This window comes from Magnetospirillum fulvum (genome assembly GCF_900108475.1).
GTDB classification, from domain to species: Bacteria; Pseudomonadota; Alphaproteobacteria; order Rhodospirillales; family Magnetospirillaceae; genus Phaeospirillum; species Phaeospirillum fulvum_A.
The window spans coordinates 234,046-258,514 of record NZ_FNWO01000002.1 but is presented as its reverse complement, the minus strand read 5'-3'; the positions used below and the strand labels follow the sequence as shown (position 1 = coordinate 258,514).

Annotated in this window: 24 protein-coding genes; 9 read left to right on the top strand and 15 right to left on the bottom strand. The window is 65.5% G+C overall.

Translation table 11 applies throughout. The features are described 5' to 3' along the window. Positions 1 to 40: 40 nt before the first annotated feature. Positions 41 to 1,492, bottom strand: a complete 1,452-nt coding sequence (locus BLW40_RS03440; RefSeq protein WP_139305472.1) for a TRAP transporter large permease — start codon at positions 1,490 to 1,492, stop codon at positions 41 to 43. Beyond that, positions 1,489 to 2,052, bottom strand: coding sequence for a TRAP transporter small permease subunit (locus tag BLW40_RS03435; RefSeq protein ID WP_083386599.1), 564 nt, complete (start codon positions 2,050 to 2,052; stop codon positions 1,489 to 1,491). Before BLW40_RS03435 ends, BLW40_RS03440 begins: the two co-directional genes overlap by 4 nt. 260 nt (positions 2,053 to 2,312) lie before the next feature. On the opposite strand from BLW40_RS03435, the gene BLW40_RS03430 reads away from it, so the two are divergent. Beyond that, positions 2,313 to 5,087: a [protein-PII] uridylyltransferase gene (locus tag BLW40_RS03430; protein WP_074765549.1), complete on the top strand. Its 2,775-nt coding sequence runs from the start codon at positions 2,313 to 2,315 to the stop codon at positions 5,085 to 5,087. A gap of 25 nt (positions 5,088 to 5,112) precedes the next feature. On the opposite strand, the gene BLW40_RS03425 is transcribed toward BLW40_RS03430, so the two are convergent. The 4 genes from BLW40_RS03425 to BLW40_RS03410 are packed head-to-tail and all read right to left on the bottom strand — an operon-like array spanning position 5,113 to position 10,217. Then, positions 5,113 to 6,672, bottom strand: a complete 1,560-nt coding sequence (locus BLW40_RS03425) for a sensor histidine kinase (protein WP_083386598.1) — start codon at positions 6,670 to 6,672, stop codon at positions 5,113 to 5,115. Positions 6,673 to 6,704: 32 nt separating this feature from the next. Beyond that, the gene (cobT, locus tag BLW40_RS03420; RefSeq protein ID WP_074765547.1) at positions 6,705 to 8,597 is read right to left on the bottom strand and encodes a cobaltochelatase subunit CobT; all 1,893 of its coding nucleotides are present in this window, start codon (positions 8,595 to 8,597) and stop codon (positions 6,705 to 6,707) included. 4 nt (positions 8,598 to 8,601) lie between these two features. Next, a complete protein-coding gene (cobS, locus tag BLW40_RS03415; protein WP_074765545.1) occupies positions 8,602 to 9,603 on the bottom strand; it encodes a cobaltochelatase subunit CobS in 1,002 nt (333 codons plus the stop codon). Between the two features lie 38 nt (positions 9,604 to 9,641). Next, positions 9,642 to 10,217 carry a J domain-containing protein gene (locus tag BLW40_RS03410; protein ID WP_244511032.1) on the bottom strand — a complete coding sequence of 192 codons (576 nt, stop codon included), beginning with the start codon at positions 10,215 to 10,217 and terminating at the stop codon, positions 9,642 to 9,644. 187 nt (positions 10,218 to 10,404) lie between these two features. Between BLW40_RS03410 and pstB the strand changes: the two genes are divergently transcribed. Together pstB and phoU are read left to right on the top strand one after the other, a co-directional pair. Continuing rightward, a complete protein-coding gene (pstB, locus tag BLW40_RS03405; RefSeq protein ID WP_074765541.1) occupies positions 10,405 to 11,184 on the top strand; it encodes a phosphate ABC transporter ATP-binding protein PstB in 780 nt (259 codons plus the stop codon). A 12-nt stretch (positions 11,185 to 11,196) separates the two neighbouring features. Further along, positions 11,197 to 11,925, top strand: a complete 729-nt coding sequence (gene phoU / locus BLW40_RS03400; RefSeq protein WP_074765539.1) for a phosphate signaling complex protein PhoU — start codon at positions 11,197 to 11,199, stop codon at positions 11,923 to 11,925. 146 nt (positions 11,926 to 12,071) lie between these two features. On the opposite strand, the gene BLW40_RS03395 is transcribed toward phoU, so the two are convergent. The 6 genes from BLW40_RS03395 to hisB all read right to left on the bottom strand — a co-directional run bounded on the left by BLW40_RS03395 (position 12,072) and on the right by hisB (position 15,642). Continuing rightward, a complete protein-coding gene (locus BLW40_RS03395) occupies positions 12,072 to 12,437 on the bottom strand; it encodes a histidine triad nucleotide-binding protein (protein ID WP_074765537.1) in 366 nt (121 codons plus the stop codon). Between the two features lie 32 nt (positions 12,438 to 12,469). After that, positions 12,470 to 12,802 carry a phosphoribosyl-ATP diphosphatase gene (locus tag BLW40_RS03390; RefSeq protein ID WP_074765535.1) on the bottom strand — a complete coding sequence of 111 codons (333 nt, stop codon included), beginning with the start codon at positions 12,800 to 12,802 and terminating at the stop codon, positions 12,470 to 12,472. A 105-nt stretch (positions 12,803 to 12,907) separates the two neighbouring features. Beyond that, entirely contained in the window at positions 12,908 to 13,666 is a 759-nt protein-coding gene (gene hisF, locus BLW40_RS03385; RefSeq protein WP_002729137.1) for an imidazole glycerol phosphate synthase subunit HisF, read from the bottom strand. 6 nt (positions 13,667 to 13,672) lie between these two features. After that, entirely contained in the window at positions 13,673 to 14,392 is a 720-nt protein-coding gene (gene hisA / locus BLW40_RS03380; protein WP_074765533.1) for a 1-(5-phosphoribosyl)-5-[(5-phosphoribosylamino)methylideneamino]imidazole-4-carboxamide isomerase, read from the bottom strand. A 3-nt stretch (positions 14,393 to 14,395) separates the two neighbouring features. Beyond that, a complete protein-coding gene (gene hisH / locus BLW40_RS03375; protein ID WP_074765531.1) occupies positions 14,396 to 15,046 on the bottom strand; it encodes an imidazole glycerol phosphate synthase subunit HisH in 651 nt (216 codons plus the stop codon). Beyond that, positions 15,043 to 15,642 carry an imidazoleglycerol-phosphate dehydratase HisB gene (gene hisB / locus BLW40_RS03370; RefSeq protein WP_074765529.1) on the bottom strand — a complete coding sequence of 200 codons (600 nt, stop codon included), beginning with the start codon at positions 15,640 to 15,642 and terminating at the stop codon, positions 15,043 to 15,045. The genes hisH and hisB overlap by 4 nt, the downstream gene beginning before the upstream one ends. 175 nt (positions 15,643 to 15,817) lie before the next feature. Between hisB and BLW40_RS03365 the strand changes: the two genes are divergently transcribed. From BLW40_RS03365 to trmB, 3 genes are all read left to right on the top strand, one after another. Next, positions 15,818 to 16,846 carry a DUF3426 domain-containing protein gene (locus BLW40_RS03365; RefSeq protein ID WP_083386607.1) on the top strand — a complete coding sequence of 343 codons (1,029 nt, stop codon included), beginning with the start codon at positions 15,818 to 15,820 and terminating at the stop codon, positions 16,844 to 16,846. A 163-nt stretch (positions 16,847 to 17,009) separates the two neighbouring features. After that, positions 17,010 to 18,203, top strand: a complete 1,194-nt coding sequence (metK, locus tag BLW40_RS03360; protein ID WP_425283696.1) for a methionine adenosyltransferase — start codon at positions 17,010 to 17,012, stop codon at positions 18,201 to 18,203. Positions 18,204 to 18,213: 10 nt separating this feature from the next. After that, positions 18,214 to 18,927 (top strand): tRNA (guanosine(46)-N7)-methyltransferase TrmB, encoded by a 714-nt coding sequence (gene trmB / locus BLW40_RS03355; RefSeq protein WP_074765527.1) that lies wholly within the window; start codon positions 18,214 to 18,216, stop codon positions 18,925 to 18,927. Positions 18,928 to 19,005: 78 nt separating this feature from the next. On the opposite strand, the gene BLW40_RS03350 is transcribed toward trmB, so the two are convergent. Together BLW40_RS03350 and BLW40_RS03345 are read right to left on the bottom strand one after the other, a co-directional pair. Then, complete coding sequence (locus BLW40_RS03350) at positions 19,006 to 20,076, bottom strand: MaoC family dehydratase (RefSeq protein WP_074765525.1); 1,071 nt, start codon at positions 20,074 to 20,076, stop codon at positions 19,006 to 19,008. Beyond that, positions 20,073 to 20,969: an HpcH/HpaI aldolase/citrate lyase family protein gene (locus tag BLW40_RS03345; protein ID WP_074765523.1), complete on the bottom strand. Its 897-nt coding sequence runs from the start codon at positions 20,967 to 20,969 to the stop codon at positions 20,073 to 20,075. Before BLW40_RS03345 ends, BLW40_RS03350 begins: the two co-directional genes overlap by 4 nt. Before the next feature lie 105 nt (positions 20,970 to 21,074). Between BLW40_RS03345 and pdxY the strand changes: the two genes are divergently transcribed. Together pdxY and BLW40_RS03335 are read left to right on the top strand one after the other, a co-directional pair. Continuing rightward, positions 21,075 to 21,938: a pyridoxal kinase PdxY gene (gene pdxY, locus BLW40_RS03340; RefSeq protein WP_074765521.1), complete on the top strand. Its 864-nt coding sequence runs from the start codon at positions 21,075 to 21,077 to the stop codon at positions 21,936 to 21,938. Between the two features lie 73 nt (positions 21,939 to 22,011). Then, positions 22,012 to 22,641, top strand: a complete 630-nt coding sequence (locus tag BLW40_RS03335; RefSeq protein WP_074765519.1) for a LysE family translocator — start codon at positions 22,012 to 22,014, stop codon at positions 22,639 to 22,641. Positions 22,642 to 22,808: 167 nt separating this feature from the next. Here BLW40_RS03335 and gluQRS read toward each other — a convergent pair whose 3' ends face one another. Continuing rightward, complete coding sequence (gene gluQRS, locus BLW40_RS03330) at positions 22,809 to 23,630, bottom strand: tRNA glutamyl-Q(34) synthetase GluQRS (RefSeq protein ID WP_074765517.1); 822 nt, start codon at positions 23,628 to 23,630, stop codon at positions 22,809 to 22,811. 121 nt (positions 23,631 to 23,751) lie between these two features. On the opposite strand from gluQRS, the gene BLW40_RS03325 reads away from it, so the two are divergent. Next, entirely contained in the window at positions 23,752 to 24,432 is a 681-nt protein-coding gene (locus BLW40_RS03325; protein WP_074765515.1) for an alpha/beta hydrolase, read from the top strand. Positions 24,433 to 24,469: the final 37 nt, after the last annotated feature.

The window sequence follows — 24,469 nt, the reverse complement described above, 5'->3', positions numbered from 1 at the left end:
AAGCAGACGAGGGAGCCGGGGTCCGGCTCCCTCGCTGTTTCTATTGCGATTCGGCGGGGCTGCCGCCGTAATCTTCCTGCTGAATTTCGATCTGCACCTTCGAGGCATCGACCGCCTCGGCCTTGTCGATCGAGCCCAGCACCAGATTGGGGAAGGCGATCACCAGACCGACCATCACCAACTGGATCAGCACGAACGGCACCGCCCCCCAATAAATCTGGCCGGTGGTGACCTTGGGAATCAGCCGCCCGGTGATCTTGTCGATCGTGTCGGTGCGCGGCGCGACGCTGCGCAGGAAGAACAGGGCGAACCCGAACGGCGGATGCATGAACGAGGTCTGCATGTTGACCGCCAGCAGCACCCCGAACCAGATCAGGTCGATCCCCAGCTTGTCGGCGACCGGGGCCAAGAGCGGCACCAGGATGAAGGCCAGTTCGAAGAAATCGAGGAAGAAGGCCAGCACGAAGATCAGCAGATTGGTGACGACCAGAAAGCCGACCGCGCCTCCCGGCAGGGCGGTCAGCAGATGCTCGACCCAAAGGTCACCGTTAACGCCCCGGAACACCAGACCGAACACCGTCGAGCCGATCAGGATGAACAGCACGAAGGACGACAGACGCGCCGTGCTCTCCATCGCCTGGGACAGCCGCGCCCAGCTTAACTTCCGCCGGATCACCGCCAGCCCCAGGGCTCCGGCCGCGCCCATCGCGCCGCCTTCGGTCGGGGTCGCGATGCCGAGGAAGATCGTCCCCAGCACCAGGAAGATCAGCACCAGCGGCGGCAGCAAAGCGGTGACCACCCGCCCGACCAGCGGCAGACCGTGCAGGGTGCGGGCCGACAGCGGCAAGGCCGGTACCGCCTTGGGATAGACGACACTGATCAGCAGGACATACCCGGCATAAAGCGCGGTCAGCAGCAGGCCGGGAGCCAGCGCGCCCTGATACATGTCGCCGACCGAACGGCCCAACTGATCGGCCATGATGATCAGCACCAGCGAGGGCGGAATGATCTGGGCCAGCGTGCCTGAGGCGGCGATCACCCCAGTGGCGACGCGAGCGTCATAGCCATAGCGCAGCATGATCGGCAGCGAGATCAGCCCCATCGAGATCACCGAGGCCGCCACCACCCCGGTGGTCGCCGCCAGCAAGGCCCCGACCAGGATCACCGCATAGGCCAGCCCACCGCGAATCGGGCCGAACAACTGGCCGATCGTGTCGAGCAGATCCTCGGCCATCCCGCTGCGTTCGAGGATCAGCCCCATGAAGGTAAAAAACGGCACCGCCAGCAGGGTGTCGTTGCGCATGATCCCGAACACCCGCTCGGGCAGGGCCTGGAACAGCGAGGGCGTCAGCAGATCGAGCCCGATCCCGATCAGGCCGAACAAGATACCGTTGGCGGCAAGCGCAAAGGCGACCGGATAGCCGAACAGCAGGAACAGCACCAGCGCCCCAAACATCAGCGGCGCGATATTGGCGATGATGAAGGCGGTCACAGCGCGCCTCCCGCCGTGGGGCTGGCCGGGCCGGGATCGGACGCGGCCGGATCGGGACTATGCCCGGTCAGGATCGCCGCCTTTTTGATCAGTTCCGACAGACCTTGCAGCAGCAGCAGCGCGAACCCGGCCGGGATCAGCAGCTTGACCGGCCAGCGCAGCAGGCCGCCCGCGTCGCTCGACACTTCGCCTTGCAGATACGACGCCGTCACCATCGGCCAGGACAGGACGATGATGATCGTCGCCATCGGCACCAGGAACAGCACGGTTCCGATGATATCGACCCAGGCTTGGCCGCGCCGGGTCAAGCGCTGGGACAAGATGTCGATCCGGATATGCTCGTTACGCCGCAAAGTGTCGCCCGCTCCCAGCAGAAACACTGCCGCGAACAGATACCATTGCACTTCAAGCCAGGCGTTAGAGCCGACATTGAACAGATAGCGCATCATTGCGGTCGCGGCACACACCACCACCATCGCCAGAATCAGCCATCGGACGCTACGTCCGACCCGCTGGTTGAGCCCGTCGATCAACGCGCTGCATGACATTAAAAGGTTCACCGGACTTACGTCTCCCCAAGCAGCAGCGAAGAGCCGCCGCACTCCCTTGTCGGGGCTTTATCCCCGAACCCGCCACAAGCTATCGTTTTTAGACCCGGCTTGCGAGGGGCTGATACCGGACGATAAAGTCGGTCGTGAAAAAGTCCTTCGGCCTTTGGCCTCGGTGTCCTTTTCCCAGGTTCAAATCGATTCGGCTGGCGGGCAGGGTACGGCGGTTCCTATACTGCCCCGTTGATTTCCCCGGACGAAACGCCCCAGCCATGCCCCGCATCATCTCTCAGCGTGCCATCATCAACCGCCGGGCCGTCTTGGCCCGGCTCGACGCGTTGGCGTTGGACGATCTGCCCCGCAACCGCCGCCGGGGGAAGGTGCTGGAATTATTCAAGCAGGTGCTGGCCGAGGGTAGAACCGAAATCCGCCGCCGGTTCGACCAGAGCGGCGACGGGTCGCAGACGGTGCGCGAAGGCTGTTTTCTGATCGACCAGTTGGTCCGGCTGATCCACGATTTCGCCGCCGACCACGAATTTCCCCAAAGCGTCCGCACCCTGGGCGAAACGATGACCCTGGTCGCGGTGGGGGGCTATGGACGGGGCGAACTGGCGCCCCATTCCGACGTCGATCTGCTGTTCCTGCTGCCCTATAAGCGGGTGCCCTATCACGAGCAGATGGTCGAGTTCATTCTTTACATGCTGTGGGATCTCGGGCTGAAGGTCGGCCAATCGACCCGCTCGGCCGAGGAATGCATCCGCGGTGCGAAGGAAGATCTGACCGTCCGCACCGCGCTGCTGGAAATGCGCTGGCTGTGGGGCGACCAGGATCTGTTCGCCGAGTTGCAGGCCCGCTATCGCGCCGAGGTGATGTCCAATTCCGGCGTCGAATTCATCGAATCCAAGCTGTCCGAACGCGATGCCCGCCACGCCCAGATGGGCGATTCCCGCTATGTGCTGGAACCCAATATCAAGGAAGGCAAGGGCGCCCTGCGCGACCTGCACACCCTGTTCTGGATCGCCCGCGACATGTACGGCGTGGCCGGAATCGACGAACTGGCCGAAGCCGGGATCATCAGCGCCCAGGCCGCCAGCCATTTCGCCAAGGATCAGGCGTTCCTGTGGACGGTGCGCTGTCATCTCCATTATCTGACCGACCGGCCCGAGGACCGGCTGACCTTCGACGTTCAGCCCGAAATCGCAAGGCGGATGCAATATGTCGATCGCCCCGGCTCGCGCGGGGTCGAGCGCTTCATGAAGCATTACTTCCTGATCGCCAAGGATGTCGGCGATCTGACCCGGCTGGTCTGCGCCCTGGTCGAGGAGCGGCACCGGCGCAAGCCCCGTCGTCTGCCGTTCCGGCGGCTGTTCGCGCGCAAGACGATGCTGGATGGCTTCGTTCAGGAAGGGGGACGGCTCGATGTCGCCGCCCCCGATCAGTTCGAGACCGATCCCGGCGCGATGATCCGGCTGTTCCATGCCGCGCTGGAAAACGACGTCGATATCCACCCCCGGGCGCTGGAATTGATCCACCGCAATCTGAAGCGGATCGGCTCGACGTTGCGCTTCGATCCCGACGCCAACCGGCTGTTCGTCGAGATGCTGACCTCGCGCAAGAATCCCGAGGTGGCGCTGCGCCATATGAACGAGGCCGGGGTTCTCGGCCGCTTCCTGCCCGATTTCGGTCGGGTGGTGGCGCAGATGCAATACGACATGTACCACGTCTTCACCGTCGATGAGCACACCCTCCAGGCGCTGGGCATCCTCCATTCGATCGAGAGCGGCGACCTGACCGAGGAGGCCCCCGCCGCCTCGGAAGTGATCCACCAGATCAGCTCGCGCAAGGCGCTCTATGTCGCCACCTTCCTCCATGACATCGCCAAGGGACGCGGCGGCGACCATTCCCAGATCGGGGCCGACGTCGCGCTGAAGCTGGGGCCGCGCCTGGGCCTGACCGACGAGGAAACCGAGACCGTCTCGTGGCTGGTGCGTCACCACCTCGCCTTCACCCGCGTCGCCTTCAAGCGCGACATCGACGATTCCAAGACGATCCAGGATTTCGTCGCCCTGGTGCAATCACCCGAACGATTGCGGCTGCTGCTGTGCCTGACCGTCGCCGACATCCGCGCGGTGGGGCCGACGGTGTGGAACGCCTGGAAAGCCGGGCTGCTGCGCGAACTGTTCCACCGCACGATGGAGGTGATGACCGGCGGTCTGGCCGGGCTGGCCCATTCCACCCGGGTCAAGGCGGCCCAGGACGCGTTGCGGGTCGAATTGCTGCGCCAAGGCTGGCCGCAGAGCGAGATCGAGGCTCATCTGGCCCGGGGCTATCCCGGCTATTGGACCGGCTGCGACACCGCCACCCAATGCCGCCACGCCCGTCTGGTGCGCGAGGCCGAGATCACCGGCGCGCCGCTGACGATCGAACCCCGGATCGACGCCCAGCGCGCCGTCACCGAAATCGTGGTCTATACCGGCGACCATCCCGGCTTGTTCTCGCAGATCGCCGGGGCGATGGCGGTTTCGGGAGCCAATATCGTCGATGCCAAGATCATCACCCTGACCAACGGGATGGCACTCGACACCTTCTTCATCCAGGATTCCGAGGGGTCGCCGTTCGACAGCCCGGCCAAGCTGGAGCGTCTGGCCGGAACGATCGAACAGGTGCTGTCCGGCCGCCTGCGACTGGCCCAGGAACTGGCCGCGCGCAAAGGCAACCTGCCCAGCCGCGCCCACGTCTTCAAGGTGCCGCCCCGCGTGCTGGTCGATAACAAGCCGTCGCGCTCGCACACCGTGATCGAGATCAACGGTCGCGATCGGCCGGGCCTGCTGTATGACATCACCTCGGCAATGACCCAGTTGGGGCTGCAAATCTCGTCGGCCCATATCTCGACCTATGGCGAGCGGGTCGTCGATGTCTTTTACGTCAAGGACGTGTTCGGCCATAAGGTCGAGCACGAGCGCAAGCTGGAGCGTATCCGCGTCACCTTGCTCGCGGCACTGAAGGAACAGCGCAGCGCCGACCCGAAATCGCGGGCGGCAGAGTAGCGGGGAAGGCGAGACGGGGACTCCGTCAGGCCGGGAAGTCGATCGTAACCATCGTCCCACCGCCCGGTACGGCGGCGAAATCGACCGTGCCGCCCAATTGCCGCGACAGGGCGCGGATCAGACCGAACCCGATGCCGCGCCCCGGCTCGTCGGGAATGCCGCTGCCATCGTCTTGGACCACCAGCCGCCAGCGCCCGCTGTCGCGATGGAGCGACACCCGGACGATGCCGTGACGGCCGTCGGCGAAGGCATGTTTCAACGCGTTCGACAGCGCCTCGTTGGCCAGCATCCCCAGCGGCACCGCCCGTTCCAGTTCCAGAGTCCCGCTGGCATCGACCTCGACGGTGACGCCGCCCTTGCCCGAACCGTAGCTGCCCGCCAGCGCCTCGGCCAACCGACCGAAATAGGCGCCGAGATCGACATTGGCGGCCAGATTGCGCTCGTACAGGGTTTGATGGACCAGCCCCATCGAATGAATGCGGTCAAGCGCGTCCTTTAAGGTGTTGCGGGCGACCTCGTCACGGACATGGAGCGACTGCATCGTCAGCAGGCTGGAAATCACCTGAAGATTGTTTTTGACCCGGTGATGGACTTCCTGGAACAGCACGTCTTTGTCGGCCAGCGCGGCGGCCAGTTCGTCGGCCTTTTGCTTGACCGAGCGGAGCAGGCGGAATTCGTGGCGCATGCTTTCATCCGCCACCGCCGTCAGCCCCAGCACGAACAGCAACGCCACCGCCACCAGCGCCGTCGCGTGCTGGGTCCGCACCTGCCAGCCATGGAACACGGTATCGACCAGCAGCCCGGCGGTGACCACCAGATCGAGATCGGGCAAAACGCGGTACGAGGCCAACCGCTCGCCGCCATCGACCACCGACACGGCGCGGTACACCCCTTCCGAAGTCTGGGCGAATTTGGTGAAGGGATGGATCGCGCTGTCGAGCCGGTTCACCCCGGACATCATCGGATAGCGGGCGATCACCATCCCGTCGCGGCGCAGAACCGAGAACACCGCGCCGGGCGGCGGATTGAGACCGCGATACATATCGTTGAAATAGGACACCGACACCAGAATCCGCGCCACCCCCAGCGCCCGACCGGACGGACCGGAAAAGGCGCGGGTCAGCACGATGGTATGCCCGCCGGAGCGGGCTTCGGGCGGCAAGGTGCCGATCACCGTCCGCCCCGGCTGCGACAACGCGGTGCGGATGTCGGCCAGTTCGATCTCGCTGGGCGGCAACGCATTGTCGGTCGAGATGATGGGATCGCCCTTGGCGTTTTCGATCCGCACCGCCTCGATATAGGGGACGTCCTCGACCAGAGTCGCCAGCCAGGGCCTGATCCCGGACCCGCTGGGATTGTGGAGATAATAATCGCCGATCCGGGCCAGAACCTCCTGCCCGGCCTGGTTCAAGGCGCGGACATGGCTTTCGGCCAGCCGCGACGACAGCCGCAACCGGTCGCTGGCTTCGGCCAAGGTCGCCTCGCGGTCGAGCCAGGAAATGGCGACAAGGCCGCCAACCCCACCCAGCAGGGTAACGATCGCGACGATGGCAAGCAAAATCCTGGGACGTGGAAGTACGACCATTCCGCTAGAATCACTCCCGCTTCCGCCGCTGTCTACCGGATTCGGCGCCCCCCAACCGCCTGCCCGTCATTGAACAGGTCAGCCAGTTGTTGCATCATCGTTCCGCCCAATTCCTCGGCATCGGTGATGGTGACGGCGCGACGGTAATAGCGTGTGACGTCGTGGCCGATTCCGATCGCCGCCAGTTCGACCGGCGAGCGGGTCTCGATCGTCGCGATCACCTCGCGCAGATGCTTTTCGAGAATGTTGCCGGAATTGGCCGACAAAGTGGAATCATCGACCGGGGCACCGTCCGAGATCACCATCAGGATCTTGCGCAGTTCGGGCCGTCCCAGCAGCCGGTCGTGCGCCCACAGCAGCGCCTCGCCGTCGATGTTCTCCTTCAAGATGCCTTCGCGCAGCATCAGGCCCAGATTGCGCCGCACCCGCCGCCACGGCGCATCGGCCGCCTTATAGACGATGTGGCGCAGATCGTTGAGGCGACCGGGCGTGGTGGGTTTGCCCTCGGCCTGCCACGCCTCGCGGGCCTGACCGCCCTTCCACGCCTTGGTGGTGAAGCCCAGCACCTCGACCTTGACCCCGCAGCGTTCCAGCGTCCGGGCCAGGATGTCGGCGCTCATCGCCGCGACGGTGATCGGGCGGCCCCGCATCGAGCCGGAATTGTCGATCAGCAGCGAGACGACGGTATCGCGGAACTCGGTTTCCTTCTCGACCTTGAACGACAGCGAATGGGTCGGGTTGGCAACGATCCGGGCCAGCCGCCCGGTATCGAGGATTCCTTCCTCAAGGTCGAAGGCCCACGACCGGGTCTGCTGCGCCATCAGCTTGCGTTGCAACCGGTTGGCCAGCTTCGACACCACCCCTTGCAGCCGGGCCAGATGCTGGTCGAGTTGGCTGCGCAAACGGCCCAATTCCTCGGCATCGCACAAATCCTCGGCCCCCACCACCTGGTCGAACCGGGTGGTGTAGGGACGATAGGGCGCGTCTCCCGCATTCGCCGCGCCCAGATCGCGCCGTTCCCGCGACGGGCCGCCGGGATCGTCCATTCCGGCCCCGGTCAAGGTCAGTTCGTCGCCGCTTTCGCCGCCCTCGTCCTCGTCGGCCTCGCCTGCCGACCCCGGCGCCTCGGCGTCGGTGCCATCGGACGGCGCGTCGCTGCCCTCGCCCTGATCGTCGGATTCCTTACCCGCCGCCGCCTCGGGACTGTCCGCTTTGCTTTCGCTCTCGCCGTTCTCGCCGGACTCGGACTCAAGGTCGCCGCCGACCTCCAGTTCGCGCAAGAGGTCGAACAGCCCACGCGAAAAGGCGTCCTGGTCGCGCAGCAATCCGCTCAGCCGGTCGAGCGCCGCGCCCGCCTTGGTCTCGATCTCGGTCCGCCACAGATCGACGGCATGACGGGCCGACGTGGGCGGAACCTGACCGGAAAAACGCTCGCGGGCGATCAACGCCACCGCTTCGGCCAGGGGAACCTGATCGCGGCGGGTGACGCGGTCCAATCCCTCGGCCAGAATCCGGCTTTCCAGCAACTCGCCCAGATTGGCGGCAACCCCGGCCATCCGCCGCGTCCCCAGCGCCTCGACCCGGGCCTGCTCGACCGCCTCGTAGACCTGCCGGGCCTCGGGCTGGCGCGGCATCCGACGCAGATGCAGGGAATCGTCGTGATAGCGCAGCCGCAGCGCCACCATGTCGGCGGTGCCGCGCAGCCGGGCCAGATCAGAGGCCAGCACGGTGCGCGGCAACGCCGGCAAGCGAACCTCGGCACCGCGCACGCTGCCCTGTCCGGCGCCGTAATCGACCTCGACATCAATGCGGCCGGACACCGCCTTCAGCGTCGCGGCGGTGGTGCGGCGGATCAGATCGGCCGGGCTTTCGCTCTGCCCGGTGGCGATTTTCGGCCCGTCGGTACGGTGCGGGGGGACGGTCATCGCGTCAGGCCAATTGCCGCGCCGGTCCCTCGGGCAGATCCTCGCCGAAGCAACGCTGGTAATATTCGGCCAGGACCGGCCGCTCGATCTCGTCGCACTTGTTGAGGAAGGTGACGCGGAAGGCAAAGGCGCGGTCGCCGAAAATCCGGGTGTTCTCGGCCCAGGTGATCACCGTGCGCGGGCTCATCACCGTCGAGATATCGCCGTTCATGAAGCCGGTACGGGTGAGATCGGCCAGCATCACCATCTTCGACACCAAGGCACGGCCCGCCTCGTTATCGAGCTCGGGCTGGTTGGCGACGATGATCGCGCATTCGGCGTCGTGTTCGAGATAATTCAGCGTCGCAACGATGTTCCAGCGGTCCATCTGGCCCTGATTGATCTGCTGGGTGCCGTGATAGAGCCCGGTGGTGTCGCCCAGACCGACCGTGTTGGCGGTGGCGAACAGACGGAAGGCCGGATGCGGCCGGATCACCCGGTTCTGGTCGAGCAGGGTCAGGCGGCCTTCGACTTCCAGCACCCGCTGGATCACGAACATCACGTCGGGGCGACCGGCATCGTATTCGTCGAACACCAGGGCGCACGGATGTTGCAGCGCCCAGGGCAAAATCCCTTCGCGGAATTCGGTGATCTGCTGGCCGTCCTTCAGCACGATCGCGTCCTTGCCGATCAGATCGATCCGGCTGACATGGCTGTCGAGATTGATGCGAATACAGGGCCAGTTCAGCCGCGCCGCCACCTGCTCGATGTGGGTCGATTTGCCGGTGCCGTGATAGCCCTGGATCATCACCCGGCGGTTATAGGTGAATCCGGCCAGAACCGCGCGGGTCGTATCGGGATCGAAACGGTAGGACGGGTCGATTTCGGGGACATGCTCGCTGCCCATGCTGAAGGCGGGCACCAACATATCGGTGTCGAGACCGAACACGTCACGCGCGGAAATCTCGATGTCGGGCTCGGCCATCGGATGGTCCGAGGCGAGCGGGATCTGGGTTTTGCAGGTCATGCGATCGTCCTTGAGGGGAATCGTCCGGCTGGGCGCGGTCAGACGTCCAGGCTGGTCTTCAGGATTTGATAGGCTTGGTTGATCTGTTTGAAGCGTTCCTCGGCATCCTTGTCGCCGCCGTTGGCGTCGGGATGGTGACGCTTGACCAGGGCCTTGTAGCGGGCTTTCAGCCCCTCGGCGGTCAAGGGCGGCCGCAGGTCAAGCAGCTTCATCGCGTCGTCCTCGGGCGTTGCCGCCGCGCGGGCCTTGCGCGTCTGGGCCTCGGCCTCGGCGTCGTCGAACAGGTCGAACGGATCATCGACAACAAAGGAAAACCGGCGATTGGCCCCCTGACGTCCCAACGGCCAGGTCGGGCGCTGCCAGGTGCTGTCGCGGCGCAATTCGGCCTCGATCGCCTCGGGCGGCATCCCGGCATAGTAATCCCAGGCCGAATTATAGGCGCGGACGTGATTGAGGCAGAACCAGTAATACTCGTCGAGCTGGTCGCGCGAGCGCGGAGCCCGATGCTCGGCCGTTTGATCGCACCCAGGGTGGTCGCAACGGCGGGCTTCGGGCTGGGGGGACGTCTCGGCGGTGGCGTGGCGCCAGGAGCGGCGCGTGTTGGCAGCTTTCATCGTGTTACACATAATGAGGGCTGGCGTCGCCCAAGGCAAGGTAGGGCAAGGTCGTATGTCACCCGCCGATTCCCGGTGCCCCGAATCGCTTTGCCATGAATCCTTCACCTTTTTCGAATTGCGTCCGGTCCGATGCCCGCTATAACCGGGCGTGACATCGTCACCGCGAGGATCAAAGGAACCCGGCATGCCCGACCAAGGGCCCCCCTCCCCCAAGATGACCGCCCGCCATCTGGCCGTCCGCTATGGCGGCAAGCTCGCCCTGAAGGACGTCGATCTCGACATTGCCGCCGGACGGGTGACGGCGTTGATCGGCCCGTCGGGCTGCGGTAAATCGACCTTCCTGCGCTGTCTCAACCGGATGAACGACACCATCCCCGGAGCCAGCGTCACGGGCGAGGTCACCCTGGACGGCGAACCGGTCTATGGCCAAGGCGGTCTTGATCCGGTGCTGCTGCGCGCCCGCGTCGGCATGGTGTTCCAGCGCCCCAATCCGTTCCCCAAAACAATCTATGACAACGTCGCCTTCGGTCCCCGCCTGATGGGGCTGTGCCGCGAAGGGGCCGACATGGATGCGGTGGTGCAATCCAGCCTGGAAAGCGCCGGATTGTGGAACGAGGTCAAGGACCGGCTCGGCACCAAGGGGACCGGCCTGTCGGGCGGTCAGCAGCAGCGTCTGTGCATCGCCCGCGCCATCGCGGTCGGGCCCGAGGTGATCTTGATGGACGAGCCCTGCTCGGCGCTCGACCCGATCGCCACCGCCAAGATCGAGGAACTGATCGATTCCTTGCGCGATCATTATACCATCGTCATCGTCACCCACTCGATGCAACAGGCGGCGCGAGTCTCGCAGATCACCGCCTTCTTCCATCTGGGGGCGATCATCGAAGTGGGGGCGACCGAACAGGTGTTCACCGCCCCCGCCAAGGAACTGACCCAGGGTTATATTACAGGCCGATTCGGCTAAAGGACGGGCGCAATGACCATCGGCGAGCAGCATATCGTCAAATCCTACGACGTCGAACTCGGCAAGCTTGGCGACGCGCTGGCCCGGATGGGCGGTCTGGCCGAAACCCAGTTGGCAAGCGCGATCCAGGCGCTGGAGAACCGCGACGGCGAACTGGCTGGCGAAGTCGTCGGCGGCGATTCCCGCATCGACAGCCTCGACACCTTCATCAACGAGCAGGCGATCAAGGTGCTGGCGCTCCGCGCTCCCGTCGCCGACGATCTGCGTACCGTCGTCACCGCGCTCAAGATCGCGGGCGAGGTCGAACGGATCGGCGATCTGGCCGCCAATGTCGCCAAACGCTCGCTGGTGCTGAACCAATTGCCGCCGGTGGCGCAGACCCGGTCGGTCAGCCGCCTCGGCCGTCTGTCGCTGGCGATGGTGAAGGACGTGCTCGACGCCTATCTCGGCGGCGATGCCGAGCGGGCGCTGGTGGTGCGCGACCGCGATCAGGAACTGGACGAAATCCACTCTGCCCTGTTCCGCGAAATCCTCACTTATATGATGGAAGACCCCCGCACGATTACCCCGTGCAGCCACCTTCTCTTCATCGCCAAGAATCTGGAACGGATCGGCGACCACGCCACCAACATCGCCGAGATGACCCACTTCCGCATCACCGGCAAGGCCCTGTCCGAAGAGCGGATCAAGTGCGATACCACCGCCAGCCTGACCGGCATGCCCGGTCACGACGAACTCTGACGCCGACGCCAAAGCCTGCGCCGCGTGCGTTCGTCAGAGTTTCCCGTGTCGCCGTTTGGTTCCGTCCCCCCCGGGCTTGACCCGGGGGTCGGTGCGGCCAGGACGGGCAGGGGGACGCACGCCCCCCGGATGCCGACGCGGCCTTTTTAAACCGGCTTGACGATCATCGGCCCCAGCTTGCGGCCGCCAAAGACGTGGATATGGAGGTGGGGGACTTCCTGTCCGCCATTGATCCCGACATTGGACAGCAGACGCCAGCCTTCGACGGTAACGCCCGCGATCTCGGCAACCTTCGACACGGCGCGGAACAAGGCGGCGATCTCGCCATCCGAGGCGCGCTCGGTGAAATCCATCATCGAGATGTAAGCGCCCTTGGGGATCACCAGGATATGGGTCGGTGCCTGGGGATTGATGTCGTGGAAGGCGAGGGTATGCTCGTCCTCATGAACCTTGTGGCAGGGAATTTCGCCCCGCAGGATGCGGGCGAAGACGTTATTGTCGTCATACACCATCACCGGTCTCCCCCTTCGTCCCCGTCCCAGCCTCAGCTTTTCTTGGCGCGGGACTTCTTCTCGTCGATGCCCGAAGTGCCGAGGCGGCGTTCCAGTTCGGCCCACACCTTGCCCGGTTCCACGCCGCAATCGGCCCACAGCACCAGCAGATGATACAACGTATCGGCGCTTTCGGCCGCCAGTTCGTCGCGGCCCTCGGACAAAGCGGCGACGATGGTCTCGACCGCTTCCTCGCCGAACTTTTGGGCGATCTTGCCGCGGCCGCGCGAAAACAGCTTGGCGGTATAGGATTTGTCGGCATCGGTGCCACGGCGGCTGAGGATGACCTTGTACAGTTCGTTCAGAATTTCAACGTCTTGGGCCATGCGTCTCGCCCCCTGATTGAATTTGGCACCGGGTGCCAGTGTCTATTGTCTGGGTTGGTAGCAGATGCGGTCGGTCCTGTCACCCCCGGACCTATGACCGATGGGTTAAGGCCGCACCGGAATCCCGGCGGCGGCAAGATGGGCCTTCGCCTCGGCGATCGAAAACATCCCGAAATGAAAGATCGAAGCGGCCAGCACAGCGGTGGCGTGGCCGTCGCGAATGCCTTCGACCAGATGGTCAAGGGTCCCGACCCCGCCCGAGGCGATCACCGGTACCGTCACCGCGTCGGCGATGGCCCGGGTCAGCGCGATGTCGAAGCCCTGGCGGGTGCCGTCGCGGTCCATCGAGGTCAGCAGGATTTCGCCCGCGCCGTTCTCGACCATCCGCCGCGCCCAGCCGACGGCGTCGATCCCGGTGGGGGTGCGGCCGCCATGGGTGAAGATCTCGAACTTGCCGGGAGCGACCTGCTTGGCGTCGAGGGCGACGACGATGCACTGGCTGCCGAACTTTTCCGCCGCCTCGCGGACGAAATCGGGGCGGTGAACCGCGGCGGTGTTGATCGAGACCTTGTCGGCTCCGGCCAGCAGCAGCTTGCGGATGTCGTCATTGGTCCGCACCCCGCCGCCGACGGTCAGCGGCATGAAGCATTGCTCGGCGGTGCGGCGGACGACGTCATAGATGGTGTCGCGATTATCGACGCTGGCGGTGATGTCGAGGAAGGTCAGTTCATCGGCCCCGGCGCGGTCGTAAATCCGCGCCTGCTCGACCGGATCGCCGGCATCGACCAGATCGACGAAATTGACTCCCTTGACGACCCGCCCGTCCTTGACGTCGAGACAGGGGATGATCCGCATCTTCAGCATGATGCCTCAGCCTTTCAGCAGGGCGATGGCGGCGGCCAGATCAATGCGGCCGTCATACAGGGCGCGACCGGAGATCACCCCTTCCAGACCCGGAACGGTTTTCAGCGCGCGCAGATCGTCCAGCGACGACACCCCGCCCGAAGCGATCACCGGAATGCGGATCGCGGCGGCCAGTGCCGCAGTGGCGGCGACGTTGGGACCGGCCAGCACGCCGTCGCGGTCGATATCGGTATAGATCAGCGCGGCGACACCGGCGTCCTCGAACTTGCGGGCGAGGTCGAGCACGGTGATATCGGCAGTTTCAGCCCAGCCTTCAACCGCGACCTTGCCGCCCTTGGCGTCGATGCCGACCGCGACCCGGCCGGGAAAGCGGCGACAGGCGTCTTTGACCAGATCGGGATTTTTAAGCGCGACGGTGCCGAGAATGACCCGGCGCACCCCCTGCTCCAGCCAGGATTCGATCGTGGCGAGATCGCGGATGCCGCCGCCAAGCTGGACCGGAACCGAAACGGATTTCAGGATCGCCGCGACGGCGGCAGAATTGACCGGCTTACCAGCAAAGGCGCCATTCAAATCGACGACGTGAATCCACTCGGCCCCGGCGGTGGCAAAGGCGACCGCCTGGGCGGCGGGATCGGTGTTGAACACCGTCGCCTCGTCCATCAGGCCGAGCTTCAGGCGGACGCAGGCACCGTCCTTGAGGTCGATGGCGGGAAACAGAAACATCGCTCACGGCCTCCAGGTCAGGAAATTCTCGATCACCCGCAACCCGGTCGCCTGGGACTTTTCCGGGTGGAATTGGGTGCCGACGATGGTGTCGCGGCCAATCAGCGCGGTGACCGGCCCGCCATACTCGACATGGGCGAGACGGTGAGCGGGATCGGCACAGGCGAAGCGGTAGGAATGGACGAAATAAGCGTGGGCTCCCACCGGCAGACCGGCCAGGATCGGATGGTCGGGCCGGTCGGCGACCAGTTCGTTCCAGCCCATGTGCGGCACCTTCAGCCCGGTCTCTTCGACCGCCAGCGGCAGCACTTCGCCCGCGATCCAGCCCAGCCCGCGATGCTCGCCATGCTCGCGCCCGGTGGTGGCCAGCAATTGCATCCCGACACAGATGCCGAGGAAGGGACGGCCCCGACGCAACACCGCCTCTTCCAGAGCCTCGACCATGCCGGGCAGGCGGTCGAGCCCGGCCTTGCAATCGGCAAAGGCACCGACGCCGGGCAGGACGATCCGCTCGGCGGCGGCGATGTCCTCGGCCCGCGCGGTGACGATGATCTCTTGCCCCTGGCCACGTTCCGCCGCGACCCGTTCGAACGCCTTGGCGGCCGAGCGCAGATTGCCCGAACCGTAATCAACGATAGCGACGCGTCCGCTCACAGGCTCCCCCCCAGCGTCCCCTTGGTCGATGGCACCGCATCGGCCTTGCGGGAATCGATCTCGATCGCCTCGCGCAGGGCGCGGGCCAGCGCCTTGAAGCAGCTTTCGGCGATGTGATGGTCGTTTTCGCCATACAGGCATTCGACGTGCAGGGTCACCCCGGCGGCCTGGGCGAACGCCTGGAACCACTCGCGCACCAATTCGGTGTCGAGCGTGCCGAGCCGGTCGCGCGAAAACGCCACCTTCCACACCAGATAGGGCCGGTTGGACAAATCGAGCGCGACGCGGGTCAGGGTCTCGTCCATCGGGACGTAGGCCGACCCATAGCGACGAATGCCCTTGCGTTCGCCCAGCGCGCGCGCCACCGCCTGGCCGAGCGCGATGCCGATATCCTCGGTGGTGTGATGGGCGTCGATATGCAGGTCGCCCTTCGCCTCGACCACAAGGTCAATCAGCGAATGCCGCGACAATTGTTCCAGCATATGGTCGAGGAAGCCGATGCCGGTTGCCACCTGATAGCGTCCGCCGCCGTCGAGGTCGACCGAAACGGCGACGGCGGTCTCGGTGGTGGTGCGCTCGATCTTTCCCTGGCGCATACTAGCCTCCTGATCGCAAGGGCCTCGGTTTAGCAGGTCTCGGCGGCGGCCTCAAGCACTTGACGGACGGGAGCTTTTCGAGCCCGTCCGGCACCGTTGCGAAAGGGCCTTGCTTGTGTTGGCCGCGCGCGCGGCCTATAAGTCTAAAGCGTCCCCCCTCGCGGTCATCGTCAGCATGCTGATCACCTGCCCCAATTGCGGAACCAATTTCTCGATCCCCGATGCTGCGCTCGGCACCGATGGGCGCAAGCTGAAGTGCGCCAAGTGCGGGCACAAATGGTTCCAGACGCCTCTGCGTCTCGAGATCGAAGAGAACGACGTCCTCGACCTCGACTTTATGCCCCAGCGAGAACCGGCCGCCGCGCCGTCTTTCTCTTCCCTGGAGGCGGACGACCCTTTCCCGCCCCAGCCGCGCCCGGCCTTTTCCTCTTTTCCCGACCTCGAACCGCCGCCGGTGCCAAGCTTCGGCTCGCGCCTGCCGCCGGAACGGTCGCCGGAGATCGACCTGTCGCACGGGCTGCTCGACGAGGATCAGAGCCCGGTGCCCGATGTCTTCGCCACCCATCACGAAAAAAGCCGGGGCGGCACCGCCGCTTTGTGGGTGGTGCTGGTCCTGCTGGTGCTGGGCGGATTGGGAGGCGCCGCCTATTACTTCCAGGATCATATCGTCGATCTGGTGCCCGAAGCGGGTGACCTGCTGACCCAGGCCGGGCTGCGCAACGAAAAGCCCGGCGCCGGGCTGGAATTGCGCAAGGCCGGAACCCCGGAACGCTTTGTCCTCAACGATGTCGATGTCTTGGTCGTGCGCGGCATCATCGCCAATATCAGCGACCGGATTCGCGCCGTGCCGACGATGAAGCTGGTCCTGCTCGACAAAGCCGGCCAGCCGGTGCAGGAAAAGCTGGCCCGGCCGCCCGCCACCGCGCTCGACCCCCAGGGCACCACCAGCTTCAAGATTTTGCTGGAACGGCCCGATCCCAGCGCGGTTGAAGTGGTGGTGGTGTTCGTCGAATCCGCCGATGCCGCCGCCCTGCCCGCAGCCAGGCCCGCCGCGCCGTCGTCTGCTCCCGCTCCGATTGCTCCGCCGCCTGCCTCTGCGCCGACCGTTCCGGCTCCGGCTCCGGTGGTAACGCCGACTCAACCCGCGATGACGCCGCCGCCGCTTCCGGTTCAACCGACTCAACCGGCACAACCTGCCCCCTAGCCCGGCTTAGTCCTTGACGGTTTCGTTCCTGGCTGTCAGAAGAACCCCCCGGAGCGGGTGCCCCGTTCCCGTGGAGATTTTGACCGCTTGCCGCCACGCCAAAACGGCTAAGTGGGTGCATCACGATGGCGACGTTCCCAGCGTCTGATGCCCCTGGTCCCCTATGTATTGGGTCGAGGAGGGCTTGCCCGTGTCCAAAAAGAATTTCCTTTTCACCAGCGAATCGGTGTCCGAAGGGCACCCGGATAAGGTCAGCGACCGCATCTCCGATGCCGTGGTCGATGCCTTCCTCGCCGCCGACCCCCAGTCCCGGGTCGCGGTCGAAACGCTGTGCACCACCAATCTGGTCGTTCTGGCCGGTGAAGTGCGCGGCCCGGCGTCGGTCACCAAGGATCTGCTGATCGAAGCGGCGCGTCACGCGATCAAAGACATCGGCTACGAGCAGGACGGCTTCCACTGGAAGAACGCCGAAGTGCAGTATCACGTCCACGCCCAGTCGGCCGACATCGCCGTCGGCGTCGATGCCGCGGGTGACAAGGACGAAGGCGCGGGCGACCAGGGCATCATGTTCGGCTATGCGGTCGATGAGACCGAGACCCTGATGCCGGCCCCGATCTATTATTCGCACGAAATTCTGAAGTCGATGGCCGAGGCCCGTCATTCCGGTGCCGCGACCCAGTTCCTGCCCGACGCGAAGAGCCAGGTCACCCTGGAATACCGCGACGGCAAGCCGGTCCGCGCCGCGTCGGTGGTCGTCTCGACCCAGCATATCGAAGCCGCCACCCAGGCCGAGATTCGTGAACTGGTCCGTCCCCACGTCCAGAACGTGCTGCCCGAGGGCTGGTTCCCCGACGAAGAGCATTTCTACGTCAACCCGACCGGCCGTTTCGTCATCGGCGGTCCCGATGGCGACACCGGCCTGACCGGCCGCAAGATCATCGTCGATACCTACGGCGGCGCCGCGCCGCATGGCGGCGGGGCTTTCTCGGGCAAGGATCCGACCAAGGTCGATCGTTCGGCGGCCTATGCCGCCCGCTATCTGGCGAAGAACGTCGTCGCCTCGGGTCTCGCCACCCGGTGCGTGATCCAGCTCAGCTACGCGATCGGCGTGTCCAAGCCGCTGTCGGTCTATGTCGATACCTTCGGCACCAACCAGGTCGATGAGGACAAGCTGTCCTCGGTGTTGCAGCAGTTGGTCGATCTCAGCCCGCGCGGCATCCGCACCCATCTCGGCCTCAACAAGCCGATTTACGCCCGGACCGCCGCCTATGGCCATTTCGGCCGCGCCCCCGAGGCCGATGGTGGCTTCTCGTGGGAACGGACCGATCTGGTCGATGCGCTGAAGCGCGCTTTCTGACGTCGGTGTGATGGCCGAGGATAAGGATAAAAGCGGCGCGGCCGGAGATCGGCCGCGCTTCTTCGGACGGCGCAGCGGGAAATCCCTGCGCCGCACCGCCCTCGGCCTGATCGACGGCCTGCTGCCCCGTCTCGCCATCGCCATTCCGGGACCCGGCGAGCAGATCGACCCGGTCACCCTGTTCCCGTGCCCGGTCGAGGATATCTGGCTGGAAGTCGGATTCGGTGGCGGCGAGCATCTCGCCACCCTGGCCGAAGATCATCCCGATATCGGAATGATCGGGTGCGAGGTCTTTCGTAACGGTATCGCCAGCCTGCTCGGCTATGTTCAGGCCCAGGAACTGGATAACGTCCGCGTCTTCCCCGACGACGCCCGCTTGTTGCTGCCCGCCTTGCCCGACGCGACGCTGGGCCGCGTCTTCGTGCTGTTCCCCGATCCCTGGCCGAAATCGCGCCATTCCGAGCGCCGGTTCATCAATCCCGACAATCTCGACCAGATCGCCCGCGTCCTCTCCGACGACGGCGAATTGCGCGTCGCCAGCGACGACCCGATCTATGTCGCCTGGGCCACCCGCCAGCTTGACGCCCACCCCGCCTTTCGCCGCGAGCAATTGACCACCCAGCGCGCCACCTTGCCGCCCGACTGGCCCGCGACCCGCTATGAGGTCAAGTGCCTCGCCGGTCGCGAACCCACCTTCTTCCGCTATCGCCGCCTTCCCCGCTAAGGCGTCTGGTCGATCCCGTTGCGGGCTGCCGCGGTGAGGTAGGCCCTAGCGGGTGCAAGGCGCGGAGCCCTGCTCATTTTATCCTTTCCGCCTTGGGATCAGCACGGTGTAATCGAAATCGAGCACGACGGCCGGGTCGGTGTCGCGACCATTGTCGGCGAGCAAGGGGAAGTCGGCACACGGGCGGTCGCGGGTGGCGATCAGACGCAGGCGCAGGGCACCGACATCGTCGCGACCGGGAAACTCGATCCGCTCCAGCACTTCGGACCAGGCGAAGATGGTATCTCCGGCGAAGGTCGGGTTGGCGTGGCGGCCGCCATTGATCGCGACCAGCTTGAAGGCGTTGCCGAGACCGTTGAACGAGAGCGAGCGGGCCAGCGAGATGATGTGACCGCCATAGATCAGGCGGCGACCGAACCGGCCCTGTCCCTCGGTGAATTGGTTGAAATGGACCCGGGCGGTGTTCTGCCACAGCCGGGTTGCCATCATATGCTCGGCTTCTTCGATGGTGCAGCCATCGACATGGTCGATCCGCTCGCCCGGACTGTAATCGTCCCACAGATAGGGGCTTCCGGCCAGGACGGCATCGTAGCGTTCAAGCTGCAATTCGGCGGGCAGGATCAGATCGGCGGCGGCAACGGCGATGGGAAAATCCGGCACCAGGGTTTCGGGCAGGCTTGCCGCCGGGTCGCGTTTGCGCACCATCACCCAGCGAATATATTCGAGCACGGTTTCGCCGCGCTGGTTGAGGCCGGTGGTGCGGACATAGACAACGCCGCTCTGGCGGTTCGAATTTTCCTTGATCCCGATCACGGTCGAGATCGCCGACAGGGTGTCGCCGGGAAAGACCGGGACACCGAACCGTCCGGCGGCATAACCGAGATTGGCGATCGCGTTGAGGCTGATATCGGGAACGGTTTTGCCGAACACGATATGAAAGGCGAGCAGATCGTCGATGGGAGCGCGACCCTTTTCGGCCAGCCCGATCGCGCTGGCGAATTTCGCCGAGGATTGGGGGGCAAAGCGCGAGCCGTAAAGCGCGATGTACAGGGCGACGTCGCCCTCGGTCACGGTGCGCGGCGTGGCGTGGCGGATCACTTGGCCGAGGCGGAAATCCTCAAGGAAATTGCCTTGATTGGTTTTGCTCATGACGACGAATCTTTCAAAGCGGATTCCAGACGGGCGATGCGGGCGGCCAGATCGACCAATCGGCGGGCGTTTTCAACGTGGAGAAGCTCGATCAGCCGACCGCCGACGACAACGACGCCCTTCCCGGCGGCGACGGCCTCGGCATGGGCGGCGATGATCGCCTTCGACCATTCGATTTCCTTTTCGGTCGGAGCGAACACCCGGTTGGCGGTGGCGATGGTCTTGGGATGAATCAGGGTCTTGCCGTCGAAGCCAAGCTCCTGGCCCTGGCGGCAGGAATGTTCGAACCCTTCGTCATCGTCGAGATCGAGATGAACCCCGTCGAGCGCCGCCAATCCGCTGGCCCGCGCCGCGAGCAGACAGAGCCCGAGCGCGGTCAGCATCGGCTGGCGGTCGCGGGTGTGGGCGCAGTGGAGATCCTTGGCGAGATCCGAGGTGCCCAGCACGAACCCGGCCAGACGCGGAGTCGAATCGGCGATTTCGGCGGCGCGCAGCACACCGCGCGGGGTTTCGATCATGCACCAGATCGCCATCGCGGCAGGCGCACCGGCGGCATTCATCGTCGCTTCGACCTGACGGACCATGTCGGCGCTTTCGACCTTGGGGATCAAGATCGCGTCGGCGCCCGATTTCGCGGCGGCGACGATGTCGCTTTGTCCCCAGGGCGTGGCCAGACCGTTGACGCGAACCAGAAGCTCGCGGTCGCCATAGCCGCCCGCCATCAGCGCCTCGACCACCTGTCGGCGGGCGTCGTCCTTGGCGTCGGGAGCGACGGCGTCTTCGAGATCGAGGATCAGTCCGTCGGCGGCCAGGGTCCGGGCCTTGTCGAGCGCGCGCGGGTTCGATCCCGGCATATACAGAACGGAACGGCGGGGCCGGGTCGTGGCGGCCATGAGGAAGATCCTCCGATCATGATAAAAAGGGTGTGAAGGGTAACAATCTTGCCCTGGGATGGCAAGGTTGCGGCGCAACATTGCGTCCTATATACCGGGGGGACGATGAAAATTGTTTCGCTTCAATCCGCCGTCGCCTACGGGCATGTCGGCAATTCCGCCGCGTTGCTGCCGTTGCAGCGGTTGGGACACGAGGTCTGGCCGGTCGATACCGTCCAATTCTCCAACCATCCGGGGTATGGCGTCTTTGACGGGATGCGGTTTCCCGCCGCCCATCTGATCGCGATGGTCGAGGGGTTGGCGGCGGTGGGGGCGCTGGATCAGTGCGACGGCCTTCTGACCGGCTATCTGGGCGAAGCCGCGACGGTCGAGGCGGCGGTTCTTGCCGCCGGCCTGATCCGGTCTAGGCGGCCCGACGCCCTTTATCTATGCGATCCGGTGATGGGGGACGCACCGCGCGGCCTGTATGTCGATCCCGCTCTGCCCGAGGCGTTTCGAACCCGCCTGCTGCCGCTGGCCGATATCGTCACCCCCAACCGGTTCGAACTGGAATGCCTGACCGGGCGCGCGGTGGGCGATCTGGCCGACGCGGCGGCGGCGGCGCGCTCGCTGTTGGCTGGGCCGGACCGGCGCGGGCCAAGGCTGGCGCTGGTCACCGGACTGGAAGACGGACGTGACGGATTGATCGTGCTGGCGGTGACGGCGGAGCGGATCTGGCAGGTTCGCACGCCCCGTCTGCCTTTTTCGCCCGAGCCAAGCGGAACCGGCGATCTGCTGGCGGCGCTGCTGCTCGGGCGTCTTTTGTCGGGATATGCGGTGCCCGAAGCGCTCGATCTCGCGGTGTCGGGCCTGTTTGCGGTGCTGGAGCGGACCTGGGTCGAGCGGCGGCGCGAACTGGCGCTGGTCGCGGCTCAGGACGCAATGATCGCGCCGTCCCGCCGCTTTGCCGCCGATCCGGTCGAGCCATGAACCAAGGAGGTTGCCTTGCGCGGCCAATTGGTTTTTGCTGACGCCCGCATCGTGACCGCAAAGGTTTCCCATCTTGGACGTCAATGTCGATCTGATCACGTTCCTGCGCGGCATCGCGATCGGCTTTGCCGTCGCCGCGCCGATCGGGCCGGTGGGAATTCTTTGTATCCGCAAGGCGCTGGCAGAAGGTCGGCTGGCCGCGTTCGTCGCCGGACTGGGGGCGGCGTTGGCCGATACCTTGTTCGGGGCCGTCGCGGTGCTGGGAATCGGGGCCATCGTTGAAGGTCTGCAAGGTCAGACCGCGACGTTAAAGCTGGTCGGCGGCCTGTTCATGATCGGACTGGGCGTGCATACCTGGCGCAGCGCCGCCTTTGACGTCGGTCCGGATGGCGAGACAGCGGGGAAGTGGCGCGATTTCGTCACCACCTTCTTCATCACCATCACCAATCCCGGCACCATCTTGGGCGTTGCCGCCGTGTTCGCCGCGTTGGGACCATCGACCCGCACCGAGGGACAAGTGCAGTCCTGGCTTTTGATCGCCGGAATTTTCGTGGGCTCGGCGCTGTGGTGGCTGGTGCTGTCGGCCGCCGCCGCCGCCGCGCGCGGCCACGTTACACCGTCGCGAATGACGCTGTTCAATCACGGGTCAGGCGCGATGCTGATCGTTTTCGGTGCCGCCGCGATGGGTAGCCTGCTGCTGTAGAAAAGCTTCGCTATCGCGACAGGGTGGGGAACCGAGTCCTTAGGCCATCTCCGGCAACGGAGCCGGTCAAGCGGAGGACAGGGGTGTGCAGGCCGTAACGCAAGTGAACCTATTGAGCCTCGAAAATTCGCGCGGGAGCCGACCGAGAGCCCGCCCCGCATCGACTGTCACAGTCCCACCAGGGCTCGCACCTCGGCAGCAGAGCACCCCTGTTCGCGCAACGAGCGCAGCGTCTGGGCACGGTCGCGCTTGGCGAGGCGGCGGCCGTCGGGGCCGGTCAGCAGCGGATGATGGCGATAGTCCGGCACCGGCAGATCGAACAGCGCCTGAAGCAGGCGGTGGATATGGGTTGCCTCGAACAGATCAACTCCCCGCGTTACCAGCGTCACCCCCTGGCGTGCATCGTCGAGGGTGACGGCGAGGTGATAGCTGGTCGGGCACTCCTTGCGGGCCAGCACGACGTCTCCGAACAGATCGGGGCGGGCGACCACCGCCCCGGCATCCTGGTCGTGCCAGAGCAGCGGCCCGACCCGCCGGATTGCCGCCGCACAATCGAGGCGCAACGCGAAGGGCTGGCCGGACTGGCGCCGTTCCGTCCGCTCCGACTCCGACAGGGTGCGGCAGGTGCCGGGATAGAGCGGGCCGTCGGGGCCGTGCGGGGCCTGACCGGCGGCGGCGATATCCTTGCGGCTGCAAAAACAGGGATAGAGCAAGCCCTCGGCGGCAAGGCGGTCAAGGGCTGAGCGATACTCGTCGAAATGCTCGGATTGCCGCCGCACCGGCTGCTCCCAGACGAGGCCGAGCCAAGCCAGATCGGTCAGGATCGACGGGGTGAAAGCCGGGCGGCAACGGCCCTGGTCGATATCCTCGATCCGCAGCAGGAACCGCCCTGCCGCCGCCTGGGCCGCCGCAAAGGCGGTCAGAGCGGAAAAGGCATGGCCGAGATGAAGCTCTCCGGTCGGGCTGGGGGCGAAACGAGTCACGATCATGAGCGAACGCGCGGATTGGTCCTTCACAGGCGGCGGCGGGGCATGGTCTTATTGCCGCCCCGTTCCGGTTCCGGCCCAGTCTAGCATGGCCGGAGATCGGGCGCGCCTTGTTGGAGGTGTCATGACCGAACCGTCCCCGACCTTGCCCCCGCTGACCGGCCCCGAGGTCGCCCCCGCTTCCGGCGGACCGGCGGCACAGTTGGTGGTGCTGCTGCACGGAATCGGCGTCGATGGCTCCGATCTGATCGAATTGGCCCCGTTCTTCGCCTCGGTACTGCCCGACGCCGCTTTCGTCGCCCCCGACGCGCCCGAGCCGTTCGACCTCGCCCCGTTCGGGCGGCAATGGTTCAGCCTGCAAGACCGCAGCGGTCCGGCAATCTCGGCCGGTCTGCGCGCCACCGCGCCCCGGCTCGATGCCTATCTCGATGCGCAATTGGAACGCTGGGGGGTCGGCGACGGCGATTTGGCCCTGATCGGCTTTAGCCAGGGGGCGATGATGGCGCTGCATGTCGGCCTGCGCCGGGCGAAATCCCCCGCCGCGCTGATCGGCCTGTCCGGTGCGCTGGTCGATGCCGGGTCGCTGGCGGCCGAAATCACCGTCCGCCCCCCGGTGCTGCTGGTTCACGGCGAAGAGGACGAGGTGGTCAACCCCGCCAGCCTCGCCAATGCCGAGCGGGCATTGATCGCGGTGGGGGTGCCGGTGCTGGCCCAGCTCCGCCCCGGCCTCGGCCACGGCATCGACGATTCGGTCGCCCGGCTGGCCCAAGCCTTCCTGGCCCAGACCTTCGGCTGCACGGCTTAAAGGAAACGTCACGACGTTAGCATGGATTATCCAGGGC